Origin of the sequence: Algoriphagus ratkowskyi (assembly GCF_002150505.1) — a bacterium.
GTDB lineage: Bacteria > Bacteroidota > Bacteroidia > Cytophagales > Cyclobacteriaceae > Algoriphagus > Algoriphagus ratkowskyi.
On the sequence record NZ_MSSV01000008.1, the window covers coordinates 128,406 to 142,206 of the forward strand.

General features: G+C 39.6%; 11 protein-coding genes. 9 read left to right on the forward strand and 2 right to left on the reverse strand.

Features of this window, described 5'->3' with window-relative positions; all coding sequences use genetic code 11:
• The first annotated feature begins 71 nt into the window (after positions 1-71).
• Positions 72-1,037 (forward strand): YheT family hydrolase, encoded by a 966-nt coding sequence (locus BVH02_RS10475; protein ID WP_086501398.1) that lies wholly within the window; start codon positions 72-74, stop codon positions 1,035-1,037.
• Positions 1,038-1,086: 49 nt separating this feature from the next.
• Complete coding sequence (locus BVH02_RS10480) at positions 1,087-2,604, forward strand: FMN-binding glutamate synthase family protein (protein WP_086501399.1); 1,518 nt, start codon at positions 1,087-1,089, stop codon at positions 2,602-2,604.
• 98 nt (positions 2,605-2,702) lie between these two features.
• Here BVH02_RS10480 and lhgO read toward each other — a convergent pair whose 3' ends face one another.
• Entirely contained in the window at positions 2,703-3,905 is a 1,203-nt protein-coding gene (gene lhgO / locus BVH02_RS10485; protein ID WP_086501400.1) for an L-2-hydroxyglutarate oxidase, read from the reverse strand.
• A 228-nt stretch (positions 3,906-4,133) separates the two neighbouring features.
• Between lhgO and BVH02_RS10490 the strand changes: the two genes are divergently transcribed.
• The 6 genes from BVH02_RS10490 to rplT all read left to right on the forward strand — a co-directional run bounded on the left by BVH02_RS10490 (position 4,134) and on the right by rplT (position 11,351).
• Positions 4,134-6,548 (forward strand): DUF5686 and carboxypeptidase-like regulatory domain-containing protein, encoded by a 2,415-nt coding sequence (locus BVH02_RS10490; protein WP_223271756.1) that lies wholly within the window; start codon positions 4,134-4,136, stop codon positions 6,546-6,548.
• Positions 6,549-6,578: 30 nt separating this feature from the next.
• The gene (locus BVH02_RS10495) at positions 6,579-7,793 is read left to right on the forward strand and encodes a 6-bladed beta-propeller (RefSeq protein ID WP_086501402.1); all 1,215 of its coding nucleotides are present in this window, start codon (positions 6,579-6,581) and stop codon (positions 7,791-7,793) included.
• Between the two features lie 292 nt (positions 7,794-8,085).
• On the forward strand, positions 8,086-10,032 hold the full coding sequence (thrS, locus tag BVH02_RS10500) for a threonine--tRNA ligase (protein ID WP_086501403.1): 1,947 nt from the start codon (positions 8,086-8,088) through the stop codon (positions 10,030-10,032).
• Positions 10,033-10,119: 87 nt separating this feature from the next.
• Positions 10,120-10,674 (forward strand): translation initiation factor IF-3, encoded by a 555-nt coding sequence (infC, locus tag BVH02_RS10505; RefSeq protein ID WP_086501404.1) that lies wholly within the window; start codon positions 10,120-10,122, stop codon positions 10,672-10,674.
• A gap of 26 nt (positions 10,675-10,700) precedes the next feature.
• On the forward strand, positions 10,701-10,895 hold the full coding sequence (gene rpmI, locus BVH02_RS10510) for a 50S ribosomal protein L35 (RefSeq protein WP_086501405.1): 195 nt from the start codon (positions 10,701-10,703) through the stop codon (positions 10,893-10,895).
• A gap of 111 nt (positions 10,896-11,006) precedes the next feature.
• Positions 11,007-11,351 (forward strand): 50S ribosomal protein L20, encoded by a 345-nt coding sequence (rplT, locus tag BVH02_RS10515; protein WP_086501406.1) that lies wholly within the window; start codon positions 11,007-11,009, stop codon positions 11,349-11,351.
• A 116-nt stretch (positions 11,352-11,467) separates the two neighbouring features.
• On the opposite strand, the gene BVH02_RS10520 is transcribed toward rplT, so the two are convergent.
• Positions 11,468-12,784: an Nramp family divalent metal transporter gene (locus BVH02_RS10520; RefSeq protein ID WP_086501407.1), complete on the reverse strand. Its 1,317-nt coding sequence runs from the start codon at positions 12,782-12,784 to the stop codon at positions 11,468-11,470.
• A 229-nt stretch (positions 12,785-13,013) separates the two neighbouring features.
• Between BVH02_RS10520 and BVH02_RS10525 the strand changes: the two genes are divergently transcribed.
• On the forward strand, positions 13,014-13,754 hold the full coding sequence (locus BVH02_RS10525; RefSeq protein ID WP_086501408.1) for a glucosamine-6-phosphate deaminase: 741 nt from the start codon (positions 13,014-13,016) through the stop codon (positions 13,752-13,754).
• The last annotated feature ends 47 nt before the right edge of the window (positions 13,755-13,801 follow it).

Genomic DNA, 13,801 nt, shown 5'->3' on the forward strand with positions numbered 1-13,801 from the left:
AGGGATAAAGAATTTTTTCTAAGACTGAGAGAAAATATTTTCCATTTAAAGTTTTCTATTTTTGACGCCTCATGAGTATCATCAATTCAACATACGGAGGTCCTCCAGCCTATTTATTTAATGGACATCTGGAAACAATTATTCCAAGTATTTTTAGAAAAGTGACAGGCGTCACCTATGTCAGGGAAAAAATAGACACACCTGACGGTGATTTTTTGAATTTAGATTGGTCTAAAGTTGGTAGCTCCAAGCTGCTGATTTTATCCCATGGATTGGAAGGGGATTCTGATCGGCACTATGCCAAGGGAATGGTGAAACTATTCAATTCCAAAAAGGTAGATGTGCTAGTTTGGAATAATAGATCTTGTGGGGGAGAGATAAATCTTAAGCCAATTTTGTATCATCATGGAGCTAGTTATGATTTAGACACTACAATTTCATTTGTGCTTAAAAACTATTCTTACAAGGATATCTTTCTCACTGGTATAAGCATGGGAGGCGCTCAGACACTAAAATATCTTGGAGAAAAAGGAAATGAATTGCCAAGAGAGATCAAACGGGCAGCAGTTTATTCTACGCCATGTAACTTACTTTCGAGTGCTATTACACTGAAATCGAGAAGTAATAGTTTCTACAAAAACAGATTTCTAGGAAAGTTGAAATTAAAAATACGAGCCAAAGCGGAGCAATATCCAGACTTATTGGACTTGGACCTATTGGAGCTAATCAGTGATTTTGATTCCTTTGACACACATTTCACAGCCAAGTTGCATGGATTTAAAGATGCTGCTGACTTCTACAAAGCTGTAAGTGCAGATAATTGGATGCCTCAGATAAGCATTCCCACATTAGTAATAAATGCGCTTAATGACCCACTTCTTGGACCTGAATGCTATCCAGTAAAACTGGCGGAAAAGATGCATGAACTTACGCTAGAAATGCCGAAAAGAGGTGGTCATACTGGATTTATGCTGAGCGGACAGGAGTTTACTTGGTCAGAATTCAGAGTTCAACAATTCCTCCTAGATCAGGTTTAGACTTTGGGGTTTTACTATATTGTAAGCCTATTCACCGAAACAATATACTATGCGTAAACTGTTTTTTGGTAGCCTTGTGCTACTCTCATTATTGACATTTTTTCTGATGTGGTATTTCCAATTTGTACAGTTCAAATTTGGATATTTTATTCTCGGAATACTTGTAATACTTTTATTTATAGGTATTTATGATGTAAATCAAAAAACTCATGCTATTCTGAGAAATTTCCCTGTTCTGGGTCATTTTCGTTATTTACTTGAGAAAATAAGCCCAGAAATTCAGCAATATTTTATCGAAACCAATACAGATGGAAAGCCATTTAGTAGAAACCTTCGTTCATTAGTCTACAGAAGAGCAAAAAATGTGAACGATACGCATCCTTTTGGTACACAGCGAGATATTAGTGGCGAGGATTATATTGGATTGAGACATTCCATCTATGCCGTCCACGCCCATGATGAGGATCCACGTGTGATGATAGGTAACGATTCCTGCAAACAACCATACCCAGCGTCTATATTCAATATATCCGCTATGAGCTTTGGCTCATTAAGCTCCAATGCTATAAAAGCGTTGAATCTAGGTGCTAAAAAAGGTGGGTTTTCGCACAATACAGGAGAAGGAGGGATATCTAATCATCACAGAGAAGGAGGTGATTTGGTTTGGCAGATAGGCACTGGATACTTTGGCTGTCGCGATGAGTATGGTAAATTCAGTGAAGAGAAATTTGCCGAAAAAGCAAATTGGCCGGAAGTCAAAATGATAGAAATCAAGATATCTCAAGGAGCAAAACCAGGCCATGGTGGAGTCTTACCCGGTGTAAAAAATACTGCAGAAATAGCAGAAATACGCGGTGTTGTAGCAGGAACAACAATACTTTCACCTCCAGCACACAGCGCTTTCACCAATGCCACAGAGCTACTTGAATTCGTATCAAAACTAAGAGAATTATCCAGCGGAAAGCCAGTAGGATTCAAACTTTGCATTGGTAGAACGGAGGAATTTATAGCTATCTGCAAGGAAATGGTAACTCTGAATATTTATCCTGATTTTATAACTGTGGATGGGGCAGAGGGAGGAACAGGTGCAGCACCTCTTGAGTTCTCAGATAGTGTGGGATTACCACTTGAGCCAGCACTTATATTTGTTAGAATGACGCTTGAGAAATTTCAAATTCGAAGTCATATAAGAATTATCGCATCCGGAAAAGCAATTAGCGCATTCGCAATCCTTAAAAATATAGCGCTAGGTGCTGATATTTGTAATTCAGCTAGAGGATTTATGTTTAGCATTGGCTGTATTCAGGCATTGCGATGTAATACCAACGAATGTCCAACAGGCGTCGCTACTCAAAGAGCGAATCTCGTAGGTGGATTGGTGATAACCGATAAATCTGAACGTGTGTATAATTTCCATAAAAATACGGTTCATGCCGTTCAGGAGCTTTTGGGTGCTTCTGGACATACACATACCTCACAACTCAGCGCGAGTGATTTGGTCAAAGGTGATGAAATGATTAAGCTCGCTAATAGATACCTGCCTGATTCTGTGAATACTCAGGTTTAAGTTAACCTTTTAAGTTTTGTCTCCGAACACTTCCATTCATTCAATAATGAATGATTTTCTCCATCATAACTTTGGGTGTACAAAAAAAACCTCCAAGGTTACTTGAACCGCTTCAAAGCCAATTCCGCAACTGTTCCGCCGATAGCCAAAGAACTTGTTGCCGCAGGAGATGGGGCATTCAGCACATTAATAGCAAGAGCTGATTCCCGTATAGAGAAATCATCTAAAAGTCCACCTGTACGATCGCAGGCTTGTGCTCTCACACCAGCTCCGCCTTCTACTAGATCTGACTCCTGAATTTCCGGTATCAATTCCTGCAGCGCTTTGGTAAAGGCTCCTTTGGAAAAGGACCTATACATCTCACCAAAGCCTGTTTGCCAATATTTAGCAGCGACTTTCTGAAAGCCAGGCCAAGCCAGGGTCTCAGCTAACTCTTTTAGGTTGATTTTAGATTTTTTGTATCCTTCCCTTTGGAAAGCTAAAACCGCATTTGGTCCAGCTTCCACGCCACCTTTCATCATTCGTGTGAAGTGAACGCCGAGAAATGGGAAATTGGGATCTGGAACTGGGTAAATGAGGTTCTTTACCAAGAATTCTCTGTCTTTTTTTAGCTTGAAATACTCTCCTCTAAACGGAATGATTTTCACATCAAGTGAATCTTCCTCACTCATCTGAGCCACCTTATCGGAATATAATCCAGCACAGTTAATCACTAATTTGCATTCAAATGTTTTCTTTGAAGTTTCTATGTAATTAATTCCTCCTTGTTGCTTAATTTCTAATACTTTATGGTTCAAAAAAATCACCCCACCACTCTGAATAATTTTCCTTCCATAGGCAAGTGCAACTTGGAAATAATCTACAATTCCTGTTTGTGGAACATGAAGGGCAGCCACTCCGGCACAATGAGGTTCGTATTCTTTCAACTGCTCCATGGTGATGTACTTCGTCCCTTCCAAACCGTTTTGAATACCTCTCTCATATAAGTTGTTCAGCAATGGCTTTTGTTCTTCTCGGGTTGCAACTACTACTTTACCAGTGATTTCAAATGGAATCTTTTCTTCTTCGCAGAACTGAATCAGTTCATGATATCCGCCGATGCAATTGGTCGCTTTGAGAGAGCCCGGCTTGTAATACAGACCCGAGTGAATCACGCCACTATTATTTCCCGTTTGATGTTTTGCCAGCTGATCTTCCTTCTCCAAAATGGCGATTTTTAGGTCTGGACGATATTTTTGGATTTTTAAAGCCGTTCCTAATCCTACTATTCCACCACCAATAATTACTATATCGTATATCATGATTCTCAGTTTTCAGATTCAAATATACTAGCTGAATTTTCAATTTTCGATTTCTTCAAATAAGCACAATCATCAATTTTTGTAATTTTTAGTTGCCTAGGTAACGATTTGAACATTTAATGAATTTATTTTGCAGGGAATTGTTCCCAGTGCTGTTGATCTTACATGACGCGTAATTACCTTATACTTTTCCTCCTCCTTTTTAGCAGCCAGTCTTTCGCCCAATATATGGTGAAGGGAAAAGTGACTGATTCCTCAACTGGTGATCCTATTCCATTTGCTTCTGTTCTGCTGAAAGGTACTTCAGTAGGGATTTCCACAGACTTTGAAGGAAACTACAGTATAAAAGCAAGGACGCTTACAGATAGTATCATGGTGAGCTACCTCGGGTACATCAGCGCGGTCAAAGCTTTGCAAAAGGATACAGAGCAAACGATCAACTTTCAGCTCAAACCTTCAGATTTTGAAATGGAAACCTTCGTATTTACTGCGGGAGAGAACCCAGCCTTTGAAATAATTAGACAAGCAGTAGGTAGAAAAAAGGACTTTGATAAAAGAGAGTTAAAAGCTTATCAAACAAAGAATTATACGAAGATTGAAATAGATATTGATCATGTCTCAGAAGACTTTTCAAATAGAAAATCCGTCCAGAAAATAACGGCCATACTTGACTCTATCAAGCAGCTGACTAACGATGAAGGGGAGAAAATACTGCCTGTATTCTTTTCTGAAACACTTTCCAAATTCTACTTTAGAACTAATCCTGAGCTGAGGAAAGAAGTGGTTGAGAAATCGAAAGTGACTGGTGTAGGTATCACCGATGGATCCACTACCTCACAAATTACTGGATCTGCTTTTCAGGAATACAACTTTTATAAAAATTGGCTATCAATCGTAGGAAAAGAGTTTGTATCTCCGATTGCTGATGGGTGGAAGCAGTTTTACGATTATGATTTAGTCGATTCAGTATTGGTGGGAAATGATTCCTGTTATTTATTGAAAGTATATCCATTACGAGAGCAAGACTTGGCATTCACTGGTACTATCTGGATAAACAAGGAAACGTATGGCTTGAAACAGGTTGATTTGACAATCCCAAAGGAAGCAAACTTGAATTTTATAGAGCGAATTAAAATTCAGCAGGAGATGGTTCCTACTTCAGCAGGGCCTCTCATTCCTTCTAAAACTCGTGTGCAAATTAAAATAGGGCAGATTACTCCCAAAACTGCAGGGCTTTTGGCCAAATTTTATACATCGGCAGATAGCATCCAAGTAGGGGAACCTCGTCCTACCTCTTTCTTCAACCAATCGGTAATCCTGATGCCAGACTTTGACGAAGCAAGTGAGGAGTTTTGGAAAGATAATCGACAGGATATCCTGACTCAGGAGGAAATTGCTGTCCTCAAAATGGTGGATACCTTGAAAAGAATCCCAATCATTCGTTTCTATTCTGAAGGCCTTAAGTTTTTTGGGACAGGTTATTTACCGATTGGGAAAGTGGATATTGGGCCTTGGCCAGGCTTTTTCAATTACAACGACATAGAAGGTGTGAGGCTAGGAATGGGTTTCCGAACCAATATCAAGTTCAGCAATAAATGGGCTCTCTCAGGATACGCTGGCTATGGTTTCAAAGATACTGAACTTAAATATACTGCTAAAGTTACCCGAATATTGGACAGAACGCATTGGACTTCTGTATCCTTATATACCCAAAAAGAAATTGATCAGGTAGGTTTGGAGATTTCAAGCTTGGAGGGTAACAGTGTCTTCCTAGCTGCAAGTAGATTTGGCACCTTGCGAAGACCCTATTTCAGCAGGAAGCATCAAATAGATTTTCAGCGGGAGTTTTTTAAAGGTTTCCTAATGTATTCAGATTTGACGTATATGAATTTTGGTCCGCTATACAACTTTTATTATTTGGAAAAAGGGACTGGGGACTACAAATCTACTTTTGAAACCACAGAAGCGAAGATAGGTCTACGTTATGGTCGAGATGAAATGATCTTGATCAATGATAACCAGCGAGAATCTTTGGGGCCATTGAGATGGCCTATTTTTGACTTAAGCTATGCCAAAGGCATGGATTGGCTTGGCGGAGATATATCCTATTCCAAGTTGAATTTTTACATTTATCAGAGGTTGAACGTGGGCATGTTTGGAGTATCGCGATATGAGTTTGACGCGGGTAAAGTGTTTGGAGAAGTTCCGTATCCGGTATTGAAAAATCATCTGGGTAATGAGACTTTTTTCTATACATCAGCCGCGTTCAACACGATGAATTTCAATGAATTTGCTTCAGATCAGTATGCAAGCTTGCGCTACAGACATTATTTTGAAGGCTTTTTGCTCAACAAAGTTCCATTGCTTAAGAAACTCAAGTGGCGTGCTGTGGCAAATGCAAATATTCTGTTTGGATCTGTGAGCGATAAAAATAGAGCAAATGCACCCACTACTGATCCTATGGGAAGTCCATTAGAAACCTTCGGGCGACTTGACCCAAGGAAACCCTACGTGGAATTAGGTTATGGAATCGAAAATATTTTCAAATTCTTGAGAGTCGATTTCTTCCATAGAATGACTTATCTGGATAATCCTGGTGCCAAGCCATTTGCAGTAAAAATCTCCGGACAGATTATACTTTAGTTATCGGATTCTATTCACTATTTTGTGTGAATGAAGAAACTACGTCTATTTTTATTTTGCCTGCTAGCAGCCTTTTTTGCTGCCTGCTCATCTGGAGACCAAGCCAATTCAGAAAAAACCATCGATGATTTAGAAATCATCAAAGTTGACCTCTCTGAAGCTAGAGAAGGAAAGCTCTCAGAATTCTTTGAATCTGAGATAGAATATATCTGGCTAAAAGAAAATGTAAATGAAGGATTGTTAGGAAGAGGTGTAAATCAGATGTTTTTTCATGATGAGAAAATTTATGTTGTCGATACGCAAGGCTGTAAATGCATTCAGATTTTTGACGAAACAGGAAATTACCTCAATGAGATCAATGGCTATGGTGAAGGGCCAGGGCAATACGTACAGTTTTACTCTGCTGTTTTCAAGGATAATGAATTAATGCTATTGGGTGTACCTAAAAAGTTGATGTGGTTTGATTTGGAGGGAAAGTTTTTAAGAGAACAACAAGTAGATCAACAAATTGGGGCAGCAGCATATTCTGATAGTGAGGAAAGCTATTATTTTTATACGAATGCTTCAGAAAAAGGAGACTTCTTTTTTGAATCTGTGAATGAAGCATTTCAAGATACGGTACGATCAATCCCTTTTGATGAGAATACCTTTTACGGATACTATAGTGGAGCTTCCAGCCTTCAAAAACAAGGAGAAAAAATCTTTTTTGGAATGCCGTTGCAAGACACGATCTATGAAGCAAATGAATCTCACTTGAAAGCTAGGTATGTTTGGGACTTTGGTAAGTATGGCCAGGACATCCAGGAAATGAAGAAATTTGATGTAGGAGTGGATGGTATGGCGTATATAAGGTTCCAAAATTCTGAGGCGAAACTGTATTTTCAGGAAAACTGGTTTATTGTAGAAAATCTGCTCATTTCAAGCTTTAGGCATGAAGGACAATCTTTTTTAATGATTTACGATACGGAAACTCGGCAATCAAATTTGATTAAAAATCTTTTAGTCAATGATTTGGATGAATTGTACCCATTTGCAAATATTTACCTTCAGTTTACTGATAGTAAGGCTGGGAATTCAATTCCAGGTAAAACCCTTTATAATTTACTACAGAAAAAGAAAGAAGAACTCGGTCAGGAGGGCTTCGAGAAATACGTGAAAGGCAAGGGGAAGAACTTTGCGCAAGTAGCATTTGCAGCCAAAAACTCTGAAAATCCTGTGTTAATTGTCTATACAGTGAAAAAATAAGGTGTCTTTATCCAGTTGCAAGTGGGTGTTTCTGCAATTCGGATCAGTATAAGACAAAAAAGCGACTTATTGTAAGTTAAACACTAGTATTGAGGCTACTCCGGTCATCCGTCATCGGTCTTCCAGCTAAAGCAAAGCAAAGAAATAAGGTTACACGCATGATAGGAGATAATTAATAAATTGGCACTCATTTCCATATTCCTTTCCTATTTATTTTTCGTTTGCAGCGCACTTTTGCATATTTGCAACTTAATCTTGATGCCTGTTTGTATGGGCAGAAATAAAAACACAAATGTCAGAACAAATTAAAATTACCCTTCCAGATGGCACTGTGAAGGAGTACGAAAAAGGAACTACCGGACTACAGATTGCTGCAAGTATCAGCGAGGGTTTAGCGAGAAACGTTCTAGCCGCCAAAGTAAACGGACAAGTTTGGGATGCTACCAGATCAATCAACGAAGATTCATCCATTCAATTATTGACCTGGAATGACGGAGAAGGCAAAAATACCTTTTGGCACTCTTCCGCTCACTTGCTTGCAGAAGCATTGGAAGCGCTTTATCCAGGGATCAAATTTGGTATAGGACCTCCAATCGAGACTGGTTTCTACTACGATGTAGATTTTGGTGATAAAATGCTTGATGGCTCCGAACTGGAAGCAATCGAGAAGAAAATCATCGAATTGGCTCGTGAGAAAAATGAGTACCTACGTTCAGACGTTTCCAAGAAAGATGCGATTTCATATTTCCAGGATAAAGGGGATGAGTATAAATTGGATCTTTTAGAAGGACTTGAGGATGGCACGATCACTTTCTATCAGCAAGGAAACTTCGTAGATCTCTGTCGTGGTCCACATATTCCAAATACAGGTTTTGTAAAAGCTGTAAAACTGACCAACATCGCTGGAGCGTATTGGAGAGGAGACGAGAAGCGCAAAATGCTTACCCGTATTTACGGAGTTACTTTCCCCAAAGCTAAGGAGCTTACTGATTACCTGACTTTGTTAGAAGAGGCAAAAAAACGCGATCATAGAAAGCTAGGTCGTGAATTAGAGCTTTTCATGTTTTCTGAGAAAGTAGGAGCGGGTCTTCCGCTTTGGCTTCCAAAGGGCACCCTTTTGCGTGAGCGCTTAGTTAACTTCTTGAAAAAAGCACAGGATAAAGCAGGTTATCAGCAGGTAATAACGCCTCATATTGGCCATAAGGTTTTATATGAAACCTCTGGTCACTATGAGAAATACGGTAAAGATTCATTTCAGCCTATTGCTACGCCACATGAAGGCGAGGAGTTTTTGCTGAAACCTATGAACTGCCCGCATCACTGCGAGATCTATAAAAACAAGCCACATTCTTACAAAGAATTACCAATTCGCTACGCAGAGTTTGGAACGGTATATCGCTACGAGCAAAGTGGAGAGCTTCACGGTTTGACCCGTGTGAGAGGTTTTACTCAGGATGATGCGCACATCTTCTGTCGCCCAGATCAGGTGAAAGAGGAGTTTATCAAAGTAATTGATTTGGTGCTTTATGTGTTCAAAGCTTTGGGTTTTGAAGATTATACGGCTCAAATTTCCTTGAGAGATCCAGAAAATGCTTCCAAGTACATTGGTGGTGATGAAAACTGGAACAAAGCAGAAGCTGCAATTATTGAAGCCGCGGCTGAAAAAGGATTAATTACTGTCACTGAGCTCGGTGAAGCGGCGTTCTATGGCCCTAAGCTAGATTTCATGGTGAAGGATGCTTTGGGAAGAAAATGGCAGTTGGGAACTATCCAAGTGGATTATAACTTACCAGAACGATTCGAGTTGGAATATATTGGCTCGGACAATCAGAAGCATAGACCAGTGATGATTCACAGAGCACCGTTTGGTTCTTTGGAACGCTTCGTCGCGGTACTTATTGAGCACTGTGCTGGCAACTTCCCGCTATGGCTTTCTCCAGAGCAAATCAATATTTTACCTATTTCTGAAAAATATGTAGAATATGCTGAAGAGATAAAAATACTTCTTGAGGACGCAGGAATATCAGGTTCTATAGACAACAGAGATGAGAAGATCGGAAGAAAAATCCGTGACTCTGAAGTTAAAAAAGTGCCTTTCATGCTAATAGTGGGGGAAAAGGAGCAGGAAGAGCGAAAGCTTTCTGTCCGTAAACATGGTGAAGGAGATCTAGGTAACTTCTCAGCGGAGGAGTTTATAAATTATTTTCAAGGCATTATTTCAGCATCTTTGAGTAAGTAATACTAAGTTATTATTTAATTCAGTTTTTCTTAATTAGAAATAATTCCGATATTTGCATCCAATTTCATAAAAACAATCAACGCAAACTTGAGAAACCAAAGACAACCCTATAGAGGTAGACAGGAAGAGCCTTATAAAGTAAACCACAAAATCAGAGCACGTGAAGTGAGACTGGTGGGAGATTTCGTAGAAGGCGGCAACGCATTGCTTCCACTTGAAAAAGCCATCAAACTTGCTCAGGACAACGACTTAGATCTTGTAGAGATTTCTCCAACTGTCGATCCTCCAGTTTGTAAAATTCTTGACTACGCTAAGTTTAAATACGAGCAGAAAAAGAAGCAGAAGGAGATCAAATCCAATGCAGCGAAGATTGTTTTGAAGGAAATCAGATTCGGACCGAATACGGATGAGCATGATTACAATTTCAAATTGAAGCATGCAATCAACTTCTTGAAGGAAGGTGCTAAAGTGAAAGCATACGTACATTTCGTAGGTCGTAGCATTGTGTTTAAAGAAAGAGGAGAGATGCTACTTCTTAAATTTGCTCAGGCACTAGCTGAATTCGGTGCAGTAGAGCAGCTTCCAAAAATGGAAGGAAAGAGAATGAACATTTTCATCGCTCCGAAGGCAGGAAAGAAATAAATTTCAACTAATATAAATACAGCAAAATGCCAAAGGTAAAAACCAAATCCGGTGCAAAGAAGAGGTTCGCTTTAACGGGAACCGGCAAAATCAAAAGGAAACACGCTTTCAAAAGCCACATCCTGACCAAGAAAGCTACCAAGAGAAAGAGAAACTTGACTAAAACAGGTCTAGTTCACGAATCTGACGAAGGTAGAGTGAGAGCAATGTTGAGAATCTGATTCTCTGCAGTAGCTTAAAAATTAATTAATTAAGGTTTATTTATTCACCAGGCACACTGGTTTCCAAGATCCCGATAATTCGGGACACCATGCGTCAAAAAACAAAACACTATGCCTAGATCGGTAAACGCGGTTGCGTCCAGAGCAAGAAGAAAAAAAGTGCTAAAAGCCACAAGAGGTTACTTCGGAAGAGGTAGCAACGTTTGGACAGTAGCCAAAAACAAGTATGAGAAAGGTCTTCAGTATGCGTACAGAGATCGTAAAGCAAAGAAAAGAGAATTCAGAGCTTTATGGATTCAGCGTATCAACGCAGGTGCTAGAATGCACGGCGTATCCTATTCTCAATTAATGGGTTTATTGAAGAAAGGTGAAATCGAACTTAACCGTAAGGTTTTGGCAGATCTAGCCATGAATCATCCTGAAGCATTTAAAGCTGTAGTTGAAACTGTAAAATAAGGACGCACTGCCTTATTTTATTAAAAGCCTTCCTTCGGGGAGGCTTTTTTGATTATGGCGTTTTTTAACTGCCATTATACCCAAATAATCAGTAAGTTAATTGAAAGTAAAATTTTCTAGAAAAGCTTCACAATACCATAGATAGAAACCAACCCAATAGAAAATACGCTTAGCCAGAATAGTATGCTTGAGAAAAGCCCTGAAGCTAGATTTAAAGCATTATTCTTTATGCGAAACTGAATGGCTGCATAAACAACCAATAGTAGCAATACAGAACCTACCACGCCTCCAGATAAAACCATAAAAGCTGGGAGTTTTACAAAAGCAAAGGCAATTGCCCAAAGAATTGGTAATACCCAGGCCAAGATCGCCACCCATCTTTTTCTGGTTTTCAAATTTTGCCAATCTATCCAACCAAATTCACCGAAGATGTCTGGAAACAATCTTGTCCAGTAAGCAAGTGTAGCAAATACACTAGAGAAAAGCACAAAGAAAGCCCCGGAGATATAGGCCAAGCGAGCGTTTTCGCCCAAGGTTTGTGTGTAAATATTGGCAAGGGTTTCTATGAGTTGGTTGCCAGATGGGATATCCGCATTGCCATAGAGTATGGAAGCTCCCAGTAAATAGAACGCTGCAGTGACTACAGTGTAAATCATCATGGCCACAATTGCATCCAGATACATGATTTTTATCCAGCCATTCGCCCGATTTTTCCATTCTTCAGTACCATCATTTTCGCCAGTATATTTAGCATAGCCTTTTTCCAAACACCAATAGGTATAAGCTATAATCTCGTCGCTTGCGACTCCAGTGATACCAAAAGCACCTATGGCTACAAAAACCAAGTTGGAAGGCAACTCAAAAGCTAAGCCACTCAGCACGTCCGAAAATGTAAATGCATACGGACTATAGCTTACAGCAATAACCGATGCAAGCGTAAAAACAGTAAAACCCACCACCATTACCATAGAAGTCTTCTCTACAATGCTGTAGTAATTTCTGTAAATCAATAAGCTAGTAACTGCCCCCAAAATGAAAGCAAGTAAAATAGGGGAGAGTTGGGGCAAAAGCATACTAAGTGCAATGGCGGCTCCACCGATCATTCCACCTAGCTGAAGAATTTTGAAAAGTGTTAAGAGAAACGTAGTCCAAACTGCCCAGTTTTTTGGACCTGGCAACTTAGAAAATGAACCCATCAGCGGCTTACCAGTTACAATAGCATTTTTTCCAAACTCCAGCTGAATGGCGACTTTGACCAAACAACTGACCAGGATGACCCAAAACGTGATAAATCCACCTTCTGCTCCGAGTACTGTCGTAGCGATCAATTCCCCTGATCCAACAATGGAAGCTGAAAGTATAAATCCAGGTCCGAGAAACTTGAGTTTTTGAAATAATGAGGTTGGTGGATTCTTTATTTCGGGTGATATCATTTACTAAAATAGAAAAATATACTATCGCAAGTTAATTGGATATTGTATTGAAGCTTGCTGTTAGGTTGAATGGGGAAGAGTGGAAAGTAAGAATAGAGAGCAGAACGTTAAGAGTAGAGATTAAGAGATTGGAGAATAGAGATTAGATTGATTATTTGCAGACCTTTTTATCAATTTAATTTTGATAATTTGAGTCAAATTAAAAACCACCCCTAAAAAAGCTATTTCTATGAATTTATCGATTTGTCAAAAGCCCGCAGAATTAGGAGAGTTAGCTGGAAAAGAAGGGGCTGCCCTGATCAAAGCCGCAATTCAAAAGAAAGGCTTTGCCAATATCATCTTAGCCACTGGCACCAGTCAATTTGAGACTTTAGAACAACTTTTGGCTGAAATAGACATCGACTGGTCCAAGGTGACTGTTTTTCATTTAGATGAATATTTAGGCTTGCCGATTACCCATCCGGCAAGTTTTAGGAAATATTTACTGGAACGTTTTTTTATTCATTTACCCCAAATAAAAGCCTACTTTTTAATTAATGGGGAAGTCAATCCTGCAGTCGAATGCGCACGCTTAGGAGAATTAATCAGAAATAATCCAATCGATGTAGCGTTTGTGGGAATCGGTGAAAACGGCCACCTTGCTTTCAATGATCCGCCGGCAGATTTTGAGACGGATCATCCCTATATCGTGGTTGATCTCGATCAAGCCTGCCGAATGCAGCAATTCGGTGAAGGCTGGTTTCCCAGTTTGGAGGCAGTTCCACAACAGGCAATCAGCATGTCTATTAGGCAAATCATGAAATCCAAAGCTATCATCTGCTCCGTGCCAGATACTCGAAAAGCATTGGCTATAAAAAATTGCATAGAAGGTTCAATCAGCCGAGATCATCCAGCTTCAATTCTTAAAAGCCACTCGAATTACCACTTATTTTTAGACGAAGGTTCCTCGTCACTGCTTTCCGGCCATTGATCGGAAAAGTCTTGTGTAGCTGAAGAAAAGTTTTGTATTTATAGGAA